Below are 19,693 nucleotides of genomic sequence, written 5' to 3'. Positions count from 1 at the left end.
CTCTCCGCCGCTCACTTGAACGTGGAACGGTACTTGTCGACGTTTTCCTGGGTCACGATCGTGACGGGCACATCAATGGTCTTCTTGGCCTGCGCGCCACCGACCAGCGCCTTGACCTCCTTGACCGCCTCGTAGCCCTCGGTCCTGGGGTCCTGCTGCACGACTCCGGCGACGAAGCCGGCGTCGATGCCGCCGATCGCTTCCGCGGTGAGGTCCCAGCCGAAGACCTTGACCCGGTCGCTCGCGTTCTGCGACTTCACCGCGGCCACCGTGCCGAGCAGCGCGGGCTCTCCGGTGGCGTACACGGCCGTGAGGTCCGAGCGCGAGGTGAGCAGGTTCTCGGCGGCGGCCAGGGCGGCCTCCTGCTTGTTCTGCCCGTCCACGGTCTGGACGATCTTGGCGCCGGCCGCCTCGACGGTCGAGTTGAAGCCGTCCTTGCGCACGTTCTGGATGAAGGAGTTGAGCGCGCCGACCACGCCGATGTTCGGCGCGGCCACATTCTGCTTCTTGGCCCACTCGTTGACGAACGTGCCCATCTGCTTGGCCGCGTCCTCGTTGTCCACGCCCACCTGGGTGTCGACCGCCGGGGAGTCCACGATCGCGTCGACGGCCACGACCTTCAGTCCCGCGTCCTTGGCGATCTTGACGGCGGGCTTGATGCCCTCGACGTCGATGGCCACCACGATGACGCCGTCGAACTGCTGCTGGACGAAGTTGTCGATGGCCTCGTTCTGCTTCACCGGGTCGTCGTTGGCATTGAAGATCGTGAGGTCGACGCCCGCCTCCTTCGCGGCCTGCTGGGCGCCGGCGTTCATCTCGTTGAAGAAGATCGCCTGCTGGTTGATCTGCACCAGGCCGATCTTCGGCTTTTCTCCGCCGTCGGCCGAGGGCGCGGCGTCGGAAGCGTCCGTGCCGCCACATGCCGCGGCCAGCAGGCCGGTGGCAAGGATCGCCGTGACGGCGGTCAGGCGGGTGAAGCGAGTCGGTCGTGCCATCGAATCAGCCTTTCGAGACGCTGATACAGCGGGGGGTTGGTAATCGATTACCAATGTCCGGGGATGGTAGCGACCAGGGCAAACTCCCGTCAAGGTGACGTAAGGCCGCGGACGCTCTATGGTTCTAACAACCCGCACATGAGCGAGCTCACATGACGGGGAGGCGGCCGGTTATCCTCAGCGCGACCAGGGAAATCGATTACACAACATGGGCGTGACAATCCACGACGTGGCCAGAGCGGCCGGCGTCTCCGTGGCCTCGGCCTCGCGTGCCCTGTCCGGGCGTCGCAAGGTCACCGCCGAGGTGGCCGAGCGGGTGACCCGGGCCGCCACCGAGCTGGGCTACCGGCCGAACGCCATCGCCAAGGCACTGCGCGACCAGACCACCGGAACAATCGGCATGATCGTTCCCGGCATCGGCAACCCGTTCTTCACCACGATCGTCGAGTCGGTGGAGCATCAGCTCCAGGAGACCGGACATGACCTGCTGCTGTGCGCCTCCCTGTACACACCCGAGATCGAGGCCCGGCGGCTGAACACGCTGCTGGCCCGGCGGGTGGACGGCCTGATCATCAGCCCGTGCGACTTCGAGGCCAGCGCGCCGGCCGTGCTGAACGCGGCCCGGCAGGTGCCCCTGGTACAGGTGGACCGCTACATCGAGGGCGGCGGAGCCGACTGGGTCGGCGTGGACGACGACTCGGCGCTGGCCCAGGCGGTCGACCACGTGGTCGCCGGAGGAGCACGCTCCGTCGTCTTCGTCAGCAGCCGCCTGATGAACTCCTCCGCGAGGTTGCGGCTGGCCGGCTTCCAGCTCGCCACAGCCCGTGCCGGGATCGCCTCCCTGCCGCCGCTGCTCGGCGAGTTCACCCTCGCCTGGGGCTTCGAGGCCGGGCAGGCGCTGCTCGCCGGCGACGCCCTGCCGGACGCGGTGGTCTGCGGAAACGACGAGATCGCGGTCGGCCTGCTGCGGGCACTGCGGCTCGGCGGTGTGCGGGTTCCCGAGGAGATATCGGTGGTGGGGTTCGACGACGTCGGCCACGCGGCGATGTGCGACCCGCCGCTCACCACGGTGCGCCAGCCCGTGGAGGAGATGGCGGCCGAGGCGGTACGCCTGCTGAACCAGGTACGGGTGGGCGATCCACGGCCCGCGCAGCGCATCGCGATCGCCCCCCGGCTCGTCGTACGGCAGACCAGTCGCCCCGTGACCAGGGGCGTGGTCACCGCCGGAGCCGGAGGAAGCATGACCGGGGACGGTCAGGAAGACAAGGAAACGACATGACCGACGTCGTGGAACTGACCCGCGAGCTGATCAGGATCGACTCGGTGGGCGGTGGCGAGGCCGCGGTCGCCGAGCCGCTCGCCCGCAGGCTGGAGGCCGCCGGTTTCGAGGTGCGGGCGCACGACCACGCGCCCGGCCGTACCGGACTGGTGGCCCGGTGGGGAACGGGCATGCCCGTCACCCTCACCGGTCACCTCGACACGGTTCCGCTGGGCGGCCAGGCATGGACGCACGAGGCGCACGCCGCGGAGGTGGACGGCGACCGGCTCTACGGGCGGGGGTCGAGCGACATGAAGGCCGGAGTGGCCGCGCTGGTCGTCGCCGCCGAGCGGCACGCGCGCGGGCCGGGCCGCCGGGTGGCGCTGGAGATCGTCCTCACCGCGGGAGAGGAGACCGGCTGCGAGGGCGCGATCGACATGATCGCCCGTGGGCTGGTCAGCCGATCCCGGGGGCTGCTGGTGGCCGAGCCCACCGCGAACCGCGCCCTGCTCGGGCACAAGGGCGCGCTCTGGCTGAAGGCGACCGCCCAAGGCCGGACCGCTCACGGCTCGATGCCCCACCTGGGTGACAACGCGATCTACAAGCTGGCCCGTGCCATCGGCGCCGTCGAGCGCTTCGATCCCGGCGTTCCCCCCCACCCCTGGCTCGGCGCGCCGACCGCGAACGTGGGGACCGTACACGGCGGGATCAACGTGAACTCCGTCCCCGACCTCGCCGAAGCGACCGTCGACATACGCACGGTCACCGGCCAGGACCACGCGGAGCTACGCGAGCGGCTCCGGGAGAGGCTCGGCGGGGAGACCTCGCTGGAGGTGCTGACCGACCTGCCCTCGGTGTGGACCGACCCGGACGACCCCTTCGTGCGGGCCCTGCTCACCGCGGGGGCCCGCCCCCCGGGCGACCGACCGGCCGCCAGCTACTTCACCGACGCCTCGGTGCTGGTCGCCGCCTGCGGCGGAGTACCCACCGTGATCTGCGGCCCCGGGGAGCCGGAGCAGGCACACGTCACCGACGAGTACTGCGAGACTCCCCGGATCGAGGAGGCCGTCGAGATCTACACCGGCGCCCTGGCGGGGTTGCCGTCGTAACAAAAATCGGGGGAATTTGCCTGACCTGCGGTAACGCAGCCGGTCAGGTGCGCACCTGGAGCTCGGTGAACTCGGCCTCGGCCCGTGCGACGACGTCCGGACACACCTCGCGCTCGGTGTGTTCGGCCAAGGCCCGGTGGACGCCTGCCGGACTCGGGTTCCGCCTCCGCCGGTGCGATGTCCACCCACGTTCACCGGACGGCCGGGACCGTCCGGCGAACCGGTGAGGACTCCCTGACACCTGACAGAGCACTACTGGGCGCGAGCGTCGCCGGGAGACGGTACGGCCGTGCCGTCGTCGCCGTCGTCCTGCGGCTTCGCGGTGAGATAGGCGGCCCTTCCCACCATGTAGGCGGCCACCGCGGCCGTCACCACCTGGTAGACGGCGACCAGGATGATGACGCCGGCGATCTTCCAGCTGGGGTCGCGCAGCCACATGGCGAGCAGGATGAGGTGCAGGCCGAGCACCTGGGGCTTGGTCGCCGCGTGCATGCGCGCCAGGGTGCCGGGGAACCTGACCATGCCCACCCCCGCCGCGAACGCCAGCGTCGCCCCCAGCAGCAGGCAGACGGCCGCGGCCACGTCCATCGCGGTCACCGGGCACGCCCGGAGAAGAACCTGGCCAGCGATACCGAGCCGACGAACCCCAGCAGGGAGAGCACCAGCAGCACGGGCAGCATCGAGTACTCCCGGTAGGTCGCCGCCCCCGCCCCGATCGCGCAGATGACGACGGCGGTGAGCACGTCCAGCGCGACGGCGCGGTCCAGCATCGTCGGACCGCGCACCAGGCGGTAGAGCGTCATCGCCGCCGCGGCGGCGAGCAGTCCCAGAGCGATCAGGTAAACCGTCGTCATCGCACCTCCTCCTGATCCGCGCGAGTGCCGAAGGCGGCCACGATGCGGTTCTCCAACCGGGTCACGTCATCCTGGGTGACCTGGCTGACCGTCGACGGGTCACCGGGCACGCCGAGCACGTGGAGCAGGAGCGTTCTCTCCCGGACGTTCGCCTCCAGCACCAGGCTGCCCGGCAGCGCCGACAGCGCCACCGTCACCAGCACCGCCATCGACTCCGACGAGGCGCGCAGTCTCACCTCGACGAACTGGACCGGCGGCGGTTTGCCCAGTCTCAGCGCCCAGAAGGCCACCCGGAAGCTGGAGATCACCATGTCCCGTAAGAAGCGGATGAGGAACAGCAGGATCTTGACAGGGTGGAGCCGGATGCCGGTGTCCTGGATCGGCAGGGGCAGCAGCCACACGAGGACCAGCCCGGCCAGCAGGCCGCCGAGCACGTTGCCCACGCTCAGGTCTCCCCAGAGCAGCAGCCAGATCAGCGTCAGCCAGAGCACCTGCGGCAGCGGCACGGGCCTGCCCAGCAGCCGCAGCACCGTGAACGTCGGGCGGGGCTCGTTCACCGCTCACCGCCGAGCACCGCGGAGATGTACGGTTCGCGGGCCAGCAGTTCCTCCGCGGCCCGCTCCGACAGGGCGGACAGCGGGCCGGCCAGCACGGTGAAGGACAGGGCCAGCGCCACCAGGGCGGCCGTGGAGGCGAACATGAGCTTCGGCATGGTGACGGAGGTGACGATCGCCTCGTCGGCGGCCCCGGCGGCGGGCTTCGGGTCCGCTCCGTCCCTGTCCTCCTGGGTGTCCTCCTGGGTCTCCAGCACGGTTCCCCCCTCGGTGACCATTCCCGCGGGCGGCACCCGCCAGAACGCCTTGTTCCAGGTCGTGGCCACCGCGTACAGGGTGAGCAGGCTGGTCACCAGCCCTCCGGCGACCAGGGTCAGGGCCATCGGACCGCCGTTCGCCACTCCCGCCTGGATCAACCCGAGCTTGCCCAGGAAGCCTGACATCGGCGGGATGCCCGCCAGGTTCATCGCGGGCACGAAGAAGAGCACCGCGATCACGGGTGTCAGTTTCGCCAGACCGCCGAGACCCTCCAGGGAGGTGGTGCCGGTGCGGCGCTCGATCATGCCGGTCACCAGGAACAGGCTCGTCTGCACGGTGATGTGGTGGGCCACGTAGAAGATGGCCCCCGCCATGCCCTGGACGCTGAACAGGGCGACTCCGAACACCATGTAGCCGATATGGCTGACCAGGGTGAAGGAGAGCATCCGTTTTATGTCGGTCTGCGCCACCGCCCCGAGCACCCCGACGAGCATGGTCAGCAGCGCCGCCCACATCAGTATGTCGCCCACCGGACCGCCGGGGAACAGCAGTGCCTCCAGCCGGATGATCGAGTAGACGCCGACCTTGGTGAGCAGCCCGGCGAAGAGCGCCGTCGCGGGGGCGGGCGCGGTCGGATACGAGTCGGGCAGCCATGCCGACATCGGGAAGATCGCGGCCTTGACCACGAAGACCAGCAGGAGCGTCAACTCGACCAGCAGCCTGACATGCTGGGGCAGCACCGAGAAGCGCTCGGCCAGCTGCGCCAGCGACACGGTGCCCGTGGCGCCGTAGGCCACCGCGATCGCGACCAGGAACAGCAGTGACGAGGCCAGTCCTATCACCGTGTAGGTGGCACCCGCCCGGATGCGGGACTCGGTCCCGCCGAAGGTCAGCAACACGTACGAGCCGCCGAGCAGCATCTCGAACCCGACGAAGAGGTTGAACAGGTCCCCGGAGAGGAAGGCGTCCGACACTCCGGCGACCATGATCAGGTAAGCCGGGTGGAAGATCGACAGTGAGGCCTTGTACTCCTGGTCGGCCCAGGACTGAGAGAGCGAGTAGATCATCACGCAGAGCGTCACCGCGGAGGAGACCGCCAGCATCAGCGTGGAGAGCCGGTCGGCGACGAGCGCGATGCCGATCTGCCCGCCCCAGCCCCCGGCGTGGGCCACCAGCGGCCCCTGCCGATCCGCCGCGAACAGCAGGACCAGCGACACGAGCAGCACCACCGTGAGCGTGCCCACGCTGATGAGCGCCTGCAACTTGCGCAGCCTCTGGCCGATGGCCAGCTTGAGACCGACGGCCAGCAGCGGCAGCACCACGGGCACCGGGATCAGCGCCTCCATCAGTCCTCCCCCTCCAGCTCGGGATCTTCCGCCCTGGCCTGTCGTGCCCGGTCCTCCCGGATCGCGGCGCGCATCTGCCTGCGGGCGTCGCGCTGGCGGGCGCGGAGCCGCTTGCGGATCTCACGCTCGCGCGCCGCCTGTTCCCGCTGCCTGCGGTCGAACTCGGCGCGCACCTCACGGAGGCGCCTCTCCCGGCCCTCCTTGGAGACGTCCTCCGCCTGCTGGGCCTCGGCGAAACGCTCGGCGAGCCGCTCGGCGGACAGGCCGTCGTTCTTGTGCTGCTGCAACCAGTGGCCCAGGTCTACGTTGACGTCCAGGATCCGCTGCTCCAGTTCCTCGGCCTCCCGGCGCTCCCACTCGTGGTGTTCCTCCTCCAGCCGGGCCAGCTCGGCGCGCTGCTCGCGGACCAGTCGCTGGTACGCCGCCTGCCGGTCGAGCACGGCCTGGCTCAGCTCGCCCTGCCTGGCGCGCAGCCGCACCCGGCGGTCCTCGGTGTCGTCCTGCACCTCGTCGGCACCGGTGAGCTGCCAGGATCGATGGATCATGGCAAGCAGGAAGGCGGTGACGCCCAGCGTGATGACGATGGAGGTGAGCACCATGGCCTGCGGCAGCGGGTCGGCCATCCGCTCCGGGTCGGAGGCGCCCAGGATCGGCGGTTCTCCCGGCGGCCCGCCCACGGTGAGGATCAGCAGGTTCACCCCGTTGCTGAGCAGGATGACGCCGGCCAGCAGCCGGACCAGGCTCCTCTCCAGCAGCAGCGTGACCCCCGCGGCCACGAGCACGGCGACCACCAGGAGCGGCAGCACGGGCGCGGTCACCGGCCCTCCCCCTCGTCGATCTGCCGATCCAGCTCGGCGCCCAGGCTGCGCAGGATGTCCCGCACCATGCCGATCACCGTGATGTAGACCCCGAGGTCGAACAGGAGCACCGTCGACAGGTGCAGCTTGCCGACCAGCGGGACGTACAGGTCGGCGGAGAGCATGTCCAGCACTCCGGCGCCGCCCAGCAGCCCCACCAGCGCGGTGAGCGTGGACAGCAGGAGCCCCAGCCCGATCATCACCCCGGGGGCGACCGGTGCGGCGGCGGCCAGCTCGTACCTGCCTCCGGCGAGGTAGCGCAGGACCAGGGCGAGGCCGGCCACGATGCCTCCGGCGAACCCGCCGCCCACCCCGCTGTGCCCGGTGAACAGCAGGAAGACCGAGACCAGCATCACGGTGTGGAAGGTCACCCGGGCCACGAACTCGAGGACCACCGTCCGCTGCCCCGGCGGCAGGGTGGTCGCCAGCCAGTACGTCCGGGGCTCCTCCCCGGTTCTCTCCGGCGGGGATTGCGGCGCGTACGAGCGGCTGCGCAGGAAGATCAGGCCGGTCATGCCGAGGGTGAGCACGACGAGCACGGAGCTCTCCCCCATGGTGTCCCAGGCCCTGATGTCGACCAGGAGCGCGCTGACGATGTTGGCGGCCCCGGCCTCCTTCGCCGCTTCGGCCATCAGCGTGCCGATCGGTGTCGCCTGCCGCGCGTTCATCGCGAACATGCCGGCCCCCGCCACCACGACACCGCTCACGATGCCGAGGGTGAGCCGCGCGCCGAACGACAGCCGTCCCCGCTCCTCCCTCGGCCCGAGGGGAAGCCTCCGCAGCACCAGCACGAACACGACCAGGCTCAGCGTCTCGACGAGGAACTGGGTCAGCGCCAGGTCGGGCGCACCGTGGACGAGGAAGAGCAGCGCCGTGCCGTACCCGGTCAGGCCGGCCACCAGCACGAGCACGATGTGGGAGCGCACCCTGAGCGCGATGGCCGTCGCGGCGATGATGAGCACGCCGATGACGGGCTGCTCGATGCGGTCCCAGGCCACCACGTCCAGCCGGAGGTCGGGTCCGGGGCCGTACGCCAGCGAGAAGACCCCCACCGCCGCCACCGAGACGAATGCGATCATGAGGTAGTCGGGCAGCGAGCCGCGCTGGACGACGCCGGTCAGCTGCAGGGAGAAACGTTCCAGCCCGCGGACCAGTCCCCAGTAGGCCCGGCCGGAATCGATCACATGCAGGGCCTCCCCGATCCGCGCCAGCGGTTTCCTGGCCAGGAAGAGGAGCGCTCCACCCGCCAGTGCGACGGCCGAGAGCAGCAGCGGCACCGGGGCGCCGCTCCACAGCGCGAGGTGGGTGCCGTGGCCGGGCCCGGGGAAGGTGTCGGTGTAGCTCCGCATCGCCTCGCCGTACCGTGCGGCGAACGGGGCGACGGCGAGGCCGAGCACGGAGAGCAGCGCGGGCGGCAGGAACAGCGCGGCGCCGAAGGAGTGCACGGACACCGGCTCGACACCGGGCTTGGCGGCGAAGGCGCCCCACAGGAAACGCGCGCTGTAGCCGGCGGTGAGCGCCGACCCGAGGACGACTCCGGCGAGCACCACCGTGTCGATGCCCCGTCCGGTCAGCAGCGACTCGAAGGCGGCCTCCTTACCGGCGAACCCCAGGAACATCGGGATGCCCGCCATCGAGGCGGCGGCTCCGGTGGCGACCGCGGCCAGCCACGGCGCCGAGCGCCGCAGGCCGCTCAGCTCTCGCAGGTCGCGGGTGCCCGTGGCGTGGTCGATGATGCCGACGACCAGGAAGAGGGAGGCTTTGAACAGCGCGTGCGCGAGCAGCATCCCGACCCCGGCGATCGCGGTGTCGCGGGTGCCCGCGCCGAACAGCACCGTCAGGAAACCCAGCTGGCTCACCGTGCCGTAGGCGAGCAGCTTCTTGAGGTCGTGCTCGCGCAGCGCCCGCCAGGCGCAGAGCAGCATGGTGAGCAGGCCCAGGGGTACGGCGGTCCACCGCCAGGCGGCGAGCTCCCCGAAAGCCGGGCCCAGGCGGGCGAGCAGGTAGATTCCCGCCTTCACCATCGCCGCGGCGTGCAGGTAGGCCGAGACCGGGGTCGGCGCGGCCATCGCGGCGGGCAGCCACATGCTGAACGGGAAGACCGCCGACTTCGACAGCGCGCCGACCAGGATCAGCACCACCGCCACCGCCACCAGGCCGCCGGACGGCGGGCTCTGCACGATCCGCGAGATGCGGTACGTTCCCGCCGCCTCGCCGAGCATGACCATGCCGCCCAGCATCGCCAGGCCACCGGACGTGGTGACGATCAGCGCCTGCATCGCGGCGCGGCGGCTGGTCCTGCTGGCGGGATCGTGGCCGATCATCAGGTAGGAGAAGACCGTGGTCAGCTCCCAGAACACGTACAGCAGCAGCAGGTCGTCCGCGACCACCAGCCCGAGCATCGCCCCGGCGAAGGCGACGAGCACCCCGGCGAACCGGCCCAGCCCCTCGGCGCCCGCGGAGAAGTAACGCGAGCAGTACAGCACGACCAGCGCGCCCACGCCCGTGACCAGGGCCATCATCAGCAGGGCCAGCGCGTCGGCGCGGAAGGACAGCCCCAGGCCGAGGCCGGGCGCCCAGTCGTGATGCGACTCGACGGGAACGCCGGTCAGGGCGATCCAGATCGTGTAGCCGAACCCGCAGGCCGGCGGCACGGCGAGCATGAGGAACGCGGCCCTGCCGAAGCGGCGCACCAGCGCCGGAGCGAGCACCGCCGCCACGGCGTGCAGGATCAGCAGCGGCTCCATTTTCCCCCGTGACCCGTCGTGGCAGACGTACGCCAGGATCCTAAAAGGCGTAAGTTTGCCTGGTCAAACGCGCGGACCGCTGCCCCGAACACCGTAGATCCTTCATCGAGGCATGATCGACTCCTCGAACGTTCCTGCTGGCAGGGCCATTGACACCCCTCGGCGCCGCCGCCGGCGGAAGCGCTTACCCCTCTCCTTTTGTGAGCGACGTCACCGCTTTCTGCCGGTACGGCCGAGCAGCCAGCCGATCACCGCGCTGCCGAGCGCGACGCCCGCGCCCGTGCCGAACGCGGCGAGGAGCGACCAGGCGGGGACTCCGGCTCTGGGCTGTTTCGCCGGGCGCTCGAAGACGTGCGCGGGGCCGGCTTCGACCGTCACTCCCGGCGCGGCGGGTGCGGCGGGTGCGACGGTCTCCGCAGGTATCGTGGCGACGGGGGCCTCGCCGGAGACACCGGATACACCGGAGACGAGATGGCTCTCCACCGCGGAGAAGAAGTCACCCGCGGTCTTCCTCGCGACGGAGCCGAGCATGCGCTGGCCGACGCCACCGATCATGCCGCCGATCACGGCCTCGGCGTCGTAGTCGATCCGGGTGCCGCCCTCGACCTCGCTGAGACGGACCTGCACCGTGGCGTCCACGGTGCCGGGGGCGCCCTGGCCGCGAGCCCTGAGCACGAACCGTTCCGGAGCCTCGGGCTCCGACAGGGCGACCTCGCCCTGGTAGACGCCCTTGATGGAGGCCACTCCCGCGGTGACGGTCATCCGGTAGGTGTCCGGGCCCGTCTCCTCAAGGCGCTCGCACCCCGGAATCGTGCGTACGAGCACGGCCGGGTTCTGGAGCGCTGACCACACACGATCTCTGTCGATGCCGAGCACGGCACTGCCTGCGAGCTTCACATCAGCACCCTAGGCAATTTCGGGGCGGGCGGATAACAGCAACATCTGCCCGCCGGCGCGACCCTTCGTTGTCAGTGCTGCCGCTCTGACGCACGAGACCTGCCGGGGTCAGCCGGGCGCGGGGCTTCCGGCTCGCAGGGACGCGCCCACGTCGTGCAGATGGCGCAGCGCCTGTGCGTACGAGCTGACGATCCCGGACTCCAGGTAGTCGACACCCAGCTCCTCGCAGTAGGCCCGGACGATCGGCTGGGCGCGGCGCAGGTTGGGCATCGGCATGCTGGGGAAGAGGTGGTGCTCGATCTGGTAGTTGAGCCCGCCGAGCACGGTGTCGAGGACCCTGCCGCCGCGCACGTTGCGCGAGGTCAGCACCTGGCGCCGGAGGAAGTCGAGCTTCTCCTCGCCCCTGAGCATCGGCATCCCCTTGTGGTTGGGCGCGAAGGTGCAGCCCAGGTAGACGCCGAAGATCGCCTGGTGCAGCAGAAGGAAGACCACGGCCTTGCCCGGCGACAGTACGGTGAACAGCGCGCCCAGGTACAGGACCGCGTGCACGGCCAGCAGCGACGCCTCCACGGCCCGGTTCTTGGTCGTCGGGCGCAGCAGGGCCCGGACGCTGGACACGTGCAGGTTGAACCCCTCGAGCGTGAGCAACGGGAAGAACAGGAACGCCTGCCGGCGACCCAGGAGCCTGGACAACCCCCTGCTCTCGGCGGCCTGCTCGTGCGACCAGACCAGGAAGTCGGGGGCGACGTCGGGGTCGTGGTCCTCGTGGTTGGGGTTGGCGTGGTGGCGGGTGTGCTTGTCCATCCACCAGCCGTAGCTCATGCCGATGGCGAGGTTTCCGGCCACCAGCCCGGCGAGCTCGCTGGAGCGGCGGGAGCGGAAGACCTGGCGGTGGGCCAGATCGTGGGCGACCAGCCCGATCTGCGCGAACACCACCGCGAGGAAGGCGGCGACCAGCAGCTGGTACCACGAGTCGCCGACGGCGAAGAAGACGGCCCAGCCGCCGACGAAGGAGGCCGCCACCAGGCCGAGCCGTACGGCGTAGTAACCGGGGCGCCGGTCCAGCAGCCCCGCCTGGGTGATCCGGCGCGACAGGCGGGCGAAATCACTACCCCGCTCCACGCTTTCAAGGGGGGCGGGGGGATCCGCGTCGTCGATCGCGGTGGAGTTGGTCACGGTTCTCCTCAGATGGGCCGGATCACTCGAATGATTACGTCAACCGGCGACGCCATATCTCTACGTCAACCGGGCATGATGACTTTCCCAGGATTGCGTGCTCACCGCGCTCGCAAACCCCCGCTCCCACCCCTACTCGTGGTAGTGCTGACCCTACCCCGCCAAATGCCGTGATCAAGGAATTACAACAACATAGCCATTTGAATCGCCCGCGCGCGGCATGATCGAACAGACTCCCGGCTGCTGGCAGGATGGTCGCCCATGGCATCGGGGACGTACTGGACGATAAGAGCGGCGGCGACGGCGACGGCCCTGGCGGTGAGCGCCGGGTGCGCCACCGGCCTGGACGGCGGGGCCGGCGAGGGCGCCGCCCCCGCGCCGGGTGCCTCCTCCGGTGCGGGGAAGGCCCCCGCCGGCGGGGACGGCCGGGCCGCGAAGACACCGGCAGGGCCGCCGGGTGCGATGCCAAGACCGGGCGAGGTGGGCGTGATCCCCCGTCCCGCTGACGGCCTGCCTCCGGTGATCAGTTCCATCCCCACCAGGCGGAAGGTCGTCTTCCTGACCATCGACGACGGCTGGGAGCAGGATCCCGGCTTCGTGGCACAGGTCCGTGACCGGCGGATCCCCGTGGCGGCCTTCGTCACCCGCGACGCCGTGGAGGCCAGGGGCGCGACCGACCCGACCGCCCAGGGCGGCAGGTTCCTGGGCGCGGGCAAGTGGAGGTACGTACGCGACCTGCGCGACGCGGGGGCGACGATCGAGAACCACACGCTGACCCACCCGAACCTGCCCGCGCTCGGCTACGAGGGGCAGAAGGCCGAGATCTGCGGCGCCTCCACACTGATCCGCAGGCACACCGGCACCGCGCCCACCCTGTTCCGCCCTCCGTTCGGCAACCACAACACTCTGACCCGCAGGGCCGCCAAGGCCTGCGGCATCGACGCGCTCCTGCTCTGGACCGCGACCGTGCAGCCAGGCGGGAAGATCGCCTACCAGGTGCCCGACAAGAAGCTCCGCCCCGGCGATGTGCTGCTGCTGCACTTCCGTCCGAACCTCGCCCGTGACTTCGAGATCCTCGTCGCCAAGATCAGGCGCCGGGGGTTCGAGCTCGGCAACCTCGACGCGTACCTGAAGGCGGCGACCTCGAAGGCGGCGACCCGCTAGCACCGACCGGGAACCTCGGCCGGGTTTCCGGTCACCGTCCCGCCGCGGCCGTCACCGGCGACCGGGAGTCACCGAACACGGTGCCGAGGGCCCTGAGTCCGGCGCGGGAGGCTCGCGGTGTCGCCCGCGCGGCGTACCTCGAAATCACTCCGGAGGTGGACGCCCCGGGGGTGCCTCCCGCCCCACCATGGAGTCACGCCTCCGGGGGGATGGCGGGCGGCGGGGATGCGTCCATGTGACGGGACATGCGTGGCGACTCCCCGCGGCAGGAGGAGAGCCGGCGCCGCGAGCCGAAGGGCGGTCTCGGTCCGGCCGAGAAGTGCGGTCTCGCACCGGACCATGTGACAAAGATCGCACCAGCTCGCGGCGCCCCACCCTCTTTTTGCTCTACAGCTTGTAGTACTACTAAGGATAGAACTACGAGCTGTAGAGCAACGGACCCGTGAGGGGAACGCGAAGGGAAGATGGACGCACTAGACCTGGCCCGGTGGCAGTTCGGGGTGACCACCGTGTACCACTTTCTGTTCGTACCCCTGACCATCGGCCTCGGTGTCTTCGTGGCCGGCCTGCAGACCGCCTGGCACCGCACGGGCAAGGAGCACTACCTGCGGCTGACGAAGTTCTTCGGGAAGATCTTCCTGATCAATTTCGCGATGGGCGTGGTGACCGGCATCGTGCAGGAGTTCCAGTTCGGCATGAACTGGAGCGAGTACTCGATCTTCGTCGGTGACGTCTTCGGCGCCCCGCTGGCGCTGGAGGCACTGCTCGCGTTCTTCCTGGAGTCGACCTTCATCGGTCTGTGGATCTTCGGCTGGGACAAGCTCCCCAAACGCGTTCACCTGGCCACCATCTGGATCGCGGTCATCGGCTCCACCGTGTCCGCCTACTTCATCCTCGCCGCCAACGCCTGGATGAAGCACCCTGTCGGCTACGAGGTAATCGACGGCAAGGCCCGGATGACCGACCTGTGGGCGGTGCTCACCAACTCCGCCGCCCTCGCGCAGGTGCCCCACGTGGTGGGGGCGGCCTTCGTGGTCGGGGGCGGTTTCGTGCTGGCGGTCTGCGGCTACCAGGTCCTGAAGGAGCGGCGCGCCGCCACGGCGCGGCGGAACACCCCGAGCATCTGGCGGACCCCGATCCGGGCCGCGCTGGCCATGACGGCGATCGCCGGCGCGGTGGTCGCGGTCAGCGGGGACATGTCCGCCAAGCTGCTGTACGAGCAGCAGCCGATGAAGCTGGCCGCCGCCGAGGGGCTCACCCACGACACGGCCGGCGCGGCGTTCTCCCCGGTGCCGGGGGTGGAGATCCCCAAACTGCTCAGCTTCCTGTCCACCAACGACCCGAACGCGGTCGTCCAGGGCACGGCGGACATACAGGCCCGGTTCACCGAGCAGTTCGGCCCGGCCGACTACCTGCCCAACCTGCCGGTGGTCTTCTGGTCCTTCCGCGTGATGATCGTCTTCGGGATGGCCACGGTGGGCCTGTCGATTCTCGGCCTCTGGCTGACCCGAAGGCGCCGCGGCGGCAAGCACCCGCAGCAGGAGATCCCGGCCTGGTTCGCCAGGGCCGCCCTGCTGGCGCTGCCGCTGCCGACCATCGCGATGATCTCGGGCTGGCTGCTCTCCGAGATCGGCCGCCAGCCGTGGACCGTCCAGGGTGAGCTGCTCACCGCGGCGAGCGTGTCGCCCGGCGTGAGCCTCACCGAGGTGGCCATCTCACTTGCGGTCTTCACCCTGGTCTACGGCGTGTTCGCGGTGGCCGAGGCCGTACTGATCATCCGCCACGTCAAGGCAGGCCCCGAACCCGCCGTTCCCGCCGTGCCCCTCACCCCGCCCTCACGCGACGACCAGACCGCGGACGTCCGGCTCCAGCCGACCCTGATGTACTGAAGGCGACCATCATGGAACTCACCACCTTCTGGTTCGTACTCATCGCGTTCCTGTGGATCGGCTACTTCGTGCTGGAGGGCTTCGACTTCGGCGTGGGCATGCTGGCACCGGCGCTGGCCAGGAACGAGGCCGAGCGCAAGCAGGTCCTGGGCACGATCGGCCCGGTCTGGGACGGCAACGAGGTCTGGCTGATCACCGCGGTCGGCGCCATGTTCGCCGCCTTCCCCGCCTGGTACGCCGGGCTGCTCAGCGAGTTCTACCTGCCGATCACACTGATCCTCGTCGGGCTGATCGTGCGCGGCATCGGCCTGGAGTGGCGCGGCAAGGTCCAGCACGCCTCCGACCGCGCCTGGTGCGACCTGAGCGTGCTGGTCGGCAGCGCGCTCCCCGCGTTCCTGTGGGGCGCCGTCTTCGCCGACCTGCTGCGGAACAGCGCGGCGGCCGCGCTGGTCGGCGGGGTGCTCTCCCTCTCGCTGTGCGTGCTGCACGGGGCGGTGTTCGTCGCGCTCAAGACCTCGGGGCCGGTGCGCTCCCGTGCCCGGCGCGCCGCGATGATCGCCGCCGCGGTGGCGCTGCCCGCCGCGGTGGTGGCACTGCCGAACATCCCCGCCACGGACGCGGTGGCCGCCGGCTGGTCGGCGGCCCCGTGGCTCTGGGCGGGCGCGCTCGCCTCGATGGCGGCCCTGGCCGCGGGGATCGCGCTGACCTGGCGCGGCCGGGACGGCTGGGCGTTCGCCGCCACCGCCTCGTCCATCGCGCTGGGCGGCGGCGCCCTGTTCGGCGCCCTGTGGCCCGCCCCGCTCCCCGGCCTCACCGTCGCCGAGGCCGCCTCCGGCCCGTACACGCTGGGCATGCTCACCTGGATCGGCCTGATCGCGCTGCCGTTCGTGCTCGGCTACCAGGCGTGGTCGTACTGGGTCTTCCGCAAGCGCCTGGTCGCCGAGGTGTCCTGAGACACCCTGGCCCGCCTCTCACGGGTCGGGCTTCCCGCTTCACCGCCGGTCGCCGGTCGCCGGGAGAGCCCTGCCCCGAACCCGCGCGTGGCCTTCAGTGCAGGCCGAGCCTGGCGAGCGGCTCGACCAGTTCCCTCTCCTCGTACGACAGGTGGGACAGGAGCGTGTCGGTGAGCAGGTCCATGGCCGCCCGCAGTTCCTGGTGACCGTCCGGCCGGCCGACGAAGGCGACCAGCGCCCGGTCGACGCCTTCGAGGACCTCGTGGATGGCGTGGTGCTCCTGCTGGAGGCGGTCGACGACGGGCGTGAGCCTGGGGTCCGAACGGCGCAGGTGCGGGAAGAGGCTCTGGTCCTCCAGGGTGTGGTGGGTCGTGACGACGCGGCAGTAGGACTCGCAGTACGTGCCGACCGTCCAGTTGTTCTGGCGCATCGTCATCGTGTTGATGTGCGAGCGTGCGGCACCGGGATCCATGGCACCGGCGGTGACCTGGTCGACGAGCCCGCGAATCTCGGTGAGCTCCTTGCGAAGGTGGTCGTGGATGTCGACGAGGTGCTGTCCGGCCGCCCGCTGCCGGGCGGTGTAGGTGCGATCCGGGTCGGGATCAGGACCTGTCGGACGGGTGCTCTCGTCCCAGACCTGAACGTCGGCGAGCCGGACGCCGTCGTCCGGGGTGGGCGTGACTCCCAGGGCGGGGACCGCGCCCCTGATCCGGGCGGGCGGGACGACGGCCGCCGGCGTACCGCGTACCTCGGCGTCGGCGGCCCCGGACCGGTCGGCGGCGGACGGCCCCGAACCGCCGCGCTCGGCCTCGACGAGTTCGCGGACACCGGGAACGACCTCGGCGGCGAAGCGCCGGATGTCGTCGGGGTCGTCGCTCGCCAGGATGTAGGCGCTCATCCCCTGGGTGAGGGTGAGCTCGGCGAGTTGCTCGGCCCAGACCTGCGCCGGTCCCTGGAGGAAGTCGCGTCCCGAGCCGGTGAAGGCGCCGGAGATGTTGTACAGGCGCCGGACGTCACCGGGTGAGCGTCCCGCATCGACCGCGGCCTCGTCGATGGCGGCGTTCATCGCCGGGAGCGCGTCCAGGGCGGCGTAGGCGCTGCTGGGCAGCCAGCCGTCCGCGAGCCGCCCGGTCAGGTCGAGCATCCGCCTCTTGTAGGCCCCCAGCCAGATGCCGACGTCGTGGGCGGGCGCCGGGCCGGGGTGGGCTCCCCAGACGCGGTGATACCGACCGTCGACCCGTACGGACCCGCCGCCGGTCGCCCAGACGGCCCGGATGACCTCGATGCCCTCCTTGAGGGCGTCGACCCCCTGCGCCGCGTTCAGCCGGGGGCCGCCGACGGCGGCGATGGCGTCCCAGAAGGCACCCGCCCCGAGCCCGAGCTCGACCCGGCCGCCGCTGAGGATGTCCAGGGTCGCGACGCTGCGGGCCAGCACCGCCGGCGGGCGCAGCGGCAGGTTCGCCACGTTCGGCGACACCCGCACCGTCGAGGTGCTCGCCGCGATGACCGACAGCAGCGTCCAGGTGTCGAGGAACCGCGCCTGGTACGGATGGTCCTGCACGGTCACCAGATCCAGGCCGACCTGCTCGGTGAGCTGGGCGAGCGCGACGACCCGCTGAGCCTGCTCGGCGACCGGGGTCAGGAAGGTTCCGAACAGCAGCTCGTGCCCGTAGTCGGCCATGTCTCTCCTTGGAACGTCATGTCGGATGTGCGGCACCATGGCACGACAGATCGTATTTAAAACAGATAGATTGTCAAACAGAAGGTCTTTTTCACCTTTAGTACTGATAATCTGGCGACATGCCCGCAACCCAACGTCCCGGCACGGAGACCTCGGACGCCCTGGACAGCGACCTGGGCTGGACCCTCGGGGTGGTCTTCCGCGCCTACGTCAGGACGGCGAACGCACTGGTCAGCCACCTGCCCGGCGGGCCCAGGGGCTATCAGGTGCTCACCGCGGCCGCCCAGGAGCTCCCCGGCGGCCAGGGAGCGCTGGCGCAGCGCCTCGGCGTCGACAAGACGGTCATGACCTACCTGCTCGACGATCTGGAGCAGGCCGGCCTGGTCGAGCGCCGGCCGGACCCCGCCGACCGGCGCAACAAGCGCATCGTCGCCACCGAGCGGGGCAGGGCGACCTGGGCCGACACCCAGACCCGGCTGGAACACGCCGAGGAGCACGTCCTGGCACCGCTGGACCCGGCGGACCGCTCCGTCTTCCGCGAGCTGCTGAGGAAGCTGGCCATCCAGGCCAACACCCTGGACCCGGTGCACGACACCTGCCGGCTCGTCGCCGAACTGGCCCCCGACACCACTCCCGCCAAACCACGCCGCGCCCCCCGCCGCTGAACCCAGGCCTCCATCCACGCCGAGGCTGACCTCAACGAGGCCTGAGTACGGCATCTTTGACGGGCGTTCCGACCGGGACGCGCACCGTGTCAGGAAAACGCCGCGGGCCTGCGCCCGAAGGCATTGAGCGCAGTGGCGGCGAGAGCCAGGGCGAGGCCGGCGAGGGAGGCGGCGGGGACGCCGAGGAGGGCCAGGGCGGTGGCCGTGACACCGGCCGGGCCCCACGTCCAGACGGGGATCATGCGGGGTGCGCCGCCCCGGCGGCGGCGCCAGGCCTCGGCGGCCATCGGGACGACGAGCGGGGGCAGGGCGGCGGCCAGCGCCGAGAGCCAGGGCAGGAGATAGAGGTCGAACCGGAGGACGGCCAGCAGCGTGCCGGGGACGGCGACGGTCAGCATGGCCGCGGTCCTGGAGAGGCCGGGCCTGACCGACCTGATCGCCAGAGCGCCGGAGTAGGTGGTGGTCAGGCTGGGGGCGAAGACCGCCGCGGTGACGAAGAGGTTGCCGAACGCCGCGATGTCACCGGTGCCCGCCAGCGTCGCGACCACGTCGGGCGAGCCGGTGCGCAGCCACACCCCGGCGCCGGCCAGGGTCGCCAGCGACGCGGGGACCACCAGCAGCGCCACACACACCAGCAGGTCCCGCCGCCCGGCGAGGCCGTGGCTGAAGTCCGGTGCCCGCAGCGCGAAGACGGCGACGTACCCGACCAGGACCGCCACGTCCGGCAGGATGCCGCGGACGTCGGCGGTGACCGGCAGCACGGGCGGGCTCAGCCTGATCACGCACACGGCGACCAGCGCGAGCGCCGCCAGCGTGGTGACGACCGCGATCCGGTTGCCCAGCCGGCCGGAGGCGTAGGAGGCGGCCAGGACGGCGGCGGCCAGCAGCACCGCGCCCACCGGTCCCGGCAGGGAGGTCACGGTGCCGAGCGAGGCGCCGCCCAGCCCCACGTTGAAACCGTTCCAGCCGATCATGGCCAGGGTGAGCAGGACGCCCACCGCGGTGCGGGCGGCCGGGGAGAGGTAGGTGGGCGCGACATCCGTCAGCGTGCCGCCCTCGGCGCGGGACGAGCCCAGGCCCAGCATGCCCTGGCCGTACAGGAGCGCGGCCATGAGCGCAGCGCCGAGCAGGACGGCGACGATCGGCACCGCCCCGCCGTGGCGGTCGGCCATCGCCGCCCCCATGGTGAGCGTCGCCGGCGCGGCGAAGACGAGGTTCTCCCTGAGCGTGCCGTCCAGCACCGGCGCGTCCTGCTCGACGTAGCCGAGGCAGGCGCGCAGCTCGGCCAGC

The 19,693-nt window shown here is 70.9% G+C and carries 17 protein-coding genes; 6 read left to right on the top strand and 11 right to left on the bottom strand.

What is annotated here, in order from left to right; all coding sequences use genetic code 11:
* Nucleotides 1–11: 11 nt before the first annotated feature.
* Complete coding sequence (locus tag ABT061_RS43615) at nucleotides 12–995, bottom strand: substrate-binding domain-containing protein (protein WP_350929452.1); 984 nt, start codon at nucleotides 993–995, stop codon at nucleotides 12–14.
* 208 nt (nucleotides 996–1,203) lie between these two features.
* On the opposite strand from ABT061_RS43615, the gene ABT061_RS43610 reads away from it, so the two are divergent.
* The gene (locus tag ABT061_RS43610; protein ID WP_350929449.1) at nucleotides 1,204–2,274 is read left to right on the top strand and encodes a LacI family DNA-binding transcriptional regulator; all 1,071 of its coding nucleotides are present in this window, start codon (nucleotides 1,204–1,206) and stop codon (nucleotides 2,272–2,274) included.
* Nucleotides 2,271–3,362 (top strand): M20 family metallopeptidase, encoded by a 1,092-nt coding sequence (locus ABT061_RS43605; protein ID WP_350929447.1) that lies wholly within the window; start codon nucleotides 2,271–2,273, stop codon nucleotides 3,360–3,362. The genes ABT061_RS43610 and ABT061_RS43605 overlap by 4 nt, the downstream gene beginning before the upstream one ends.
* 252 nt (nucleotides 3,363–3,614) lie before the next feature.
* Here ABT061_RS43605 and mnhG read toward each other — a convergent pair whose 3' ends face one another.
* From mnhG to ABT061_RS43565, 8 genes are all read right to left on the bottom strand, one after another.
* On the bottom strand, nucleotides 3,615–3,950 hold the full coding sequence (gene mnhG / locus ABT061_RS43600; protein WP_350929537.1) for a monovalent cation/H(+) antiporter subunit G: 336 nt from the start codon (nucleotides 3,948–3,950) through the stop codon (nucleotides 3,615–3,617).
* A gap of 5 nt (nucleotides 3,951–3,955) precedes the next feature.
* Nucleotides 3,956–4,216 (bottom strand): MrpF/PhaF family protein, encoded by a 261-nt coding sequence (locus ABT061_RS43595; protein WP_350929445.1) that lies wholly within the window; start codon nucleotides 4,214–4,216, stop codon nucleotides 3,956–3,958.
* On the bottom strand, nucleotides 4,213–4,773 hold the full coding sequence (locus tag ABT061_RS43590) for a Na+/H+ antiporter subunit E (protein WP_350929443.1): 561 nt from the start codon (nucleotides 4,771–4,773) through the stop codon (nucleotides 4,213–4,215). The genes ABT061_RS43595 and ABT061_RS43590 overlap by 4 nt, the downstream gene beginning before the upstream one ends.
* Nucleotides 4,770–6,374, bottom strand: coding sequence for a Na+/H+ antiporter subunit D (locus tag ABT061_RS43585; RefSeq protein WP_350929441.1), 1,605 nt, complete (start codon nucleotides 6,372–6,374; stop codon nucleotides 4,770–4,772). The genes ABT061_RS43590 and ABT061_RS43585 overlap by 4 nt, the downstream gene beginning before the upstream one ends.
* Entirely contained in the window at nucleotides 6,374–7,192 is an 819-nt protein-coding gene (locus ABT061_RS43580) for a Na(+)/H(+) antiporter subunit C (protein WP_350929439.1), read from the bottom strand. The genes ABT061_RS43585 and ABT061_RS43580 overlap by 1 nt, the downstream gene beginning before the upstream one ends.
* On the bottom strand, nucleotides 7,189–9,978 hold the full coding sequence (locus ABT061_RS43575) for a Na+/H+ antiporter subunit A (protein WP_350929437.1): 2,790 nt from the start codon (nucleotides 9,976–9,978) through the stop codon (nucleotides 7,189–7,191). The genes ABT061_RS43580 and ABT061_RS43575 overlap by 4 nt, the downstream gene beginning before the upstream one ends.
* 210 nt (nucleotides 9,979–10,188) lie before the next feature.
* Nucleotides 10,189–10,875, bottom strand: a complete 687-nt coding sequence (locus ABT061_RS43570) for an SRPBCC family protein (protein ID WP_350929434.1) — start codon at nucleotides 10,873–10,875, stop codon at nucleotides 10,189–10,191.
* A 108-nt stretch (nucleotides 10,876–10,983) separates the two neighbouring features.
* On the bottom strand, nucleotides 10,984–12,051 hold the full coding sequence (locus tag ABT061_RS43565; RefSeq protein WP_502991611.1) for a fatty acid desaturase family protein: 1,068 nt from the start codon (nucleotides 12,049–12,051) through the stop codon (nucleotides 10,984–10,986).
* Between the two features lie 261 nt (nucleotides 12,052–12,312).
* Here ABT061_RS43565 and ABT061_RS43560 point away from each other — a divergent pair, with 261 nt between their 5' ends.
* The 3 genes from ABT061_RS43560 to cydB all read left to right on the top strand — a co-directional run bounded on the left by ABT061_RS43560 (nucleotide 12,313) and on the right by cydB (nucleotide 16,057).
* Nucleotides 12,313–13,215 (top strand): polysaccharide deacetylase family protein, encoded by a 903-nt coding sequence (locus ABT061_RS43560; RefSeq protein ID WP_350929432.1) that lies wholly within the window; start codon nucleotides 12,313–12,315, stop codon nucleotides 13,213–13,215.
* Nucleotides 13,216–13,679: 464 nt separating this feature from the next.
* Nucleotides 13,680–15,104, top strand: coding sequence for a cytochrome ubiquinol oxidase subunit I (locus tag ABT061_RS43555; protein WP_350929430.1), 1,425 nt, complete (start codon nucleotides 13,680–13,682; stop codon nucleotides 15,102–15,104).
* A gap of 11 nt (nucleotides 15,105–15,115) precedes the next feature.
* On the top strand, nucleotides 15,116–16,057 hold the full coding sequence (cydB, locus tag ABT061_RS43550) for a cytochrome d ubiquinol oxidase subunit II (protein WP_350929428.1): 942 nt from the start codon (nucleotides 15,116–15,118) through the stop codon (nucleotides 16,055–16,057).
* A gap of 94 nt (nucleotides 16,058–16,151) precedes the next feature.
* On the opposite strand, the gene ABT061_RS43545 is transcribed toward cydB, so the two are convergent.
* A complete protein-coding gene (locus ABT061_RS43545; RefSeq protein WP_350929426.1) occupies nucleotides 16,152–17,738 on the bottom strand; it encodes an LLM class flavin-dependent oxidoreductase in 1,587 nt (528 codons plus the stop codon).
* 119 nt (nucleotides 17,739–17,857) lie between these two features.
* On the opposite strand from ABT061_RS43545, the gene ABT061_RS43540 reads away from it, so the two are divergent.
* Nucleotides 17,858–18,403 (top strand): MarR family winged helix-turn-helix transcriptional regulator, encoded by a 546-nt coding sequence (locus ABT061_RS43540; protein ID WP_350929424.1) that lies wholly within the window; start codon nucleotides 17,858–17,860, stop codon nucleotides 18,401–18,403.
* A gap of 89 nt (nucleotides 18,404–18,492) precedes the next feature.
* On the opposite strand, the gene ABT061_RS43535 is transcribed toward ABT061_RS43540, so the two are convergent.
* Nucleotides 18,493–19,693 (bottom strand): purine-cytosine permease family protein (locus ABT061_RS43535; RefSeq protein WP_350929421.1); only part of this gene is annotated, 1,201 nt, incomplete at its 5' end.

Source organism: Streptosporangium sp. NPDC002544 (assembly GCF_040295965.1).
Lineage (GTDB): Bacteria > Actinomycetota > Actinomycetes > Streptosporangiales > Streptosporangiaceae > Streptosporangium.
The sequence above is the reverse complement of the archived record's forward strand: the minus strand, read 5'-3'. Positions and strand labels throughout refer to the sequence as shown.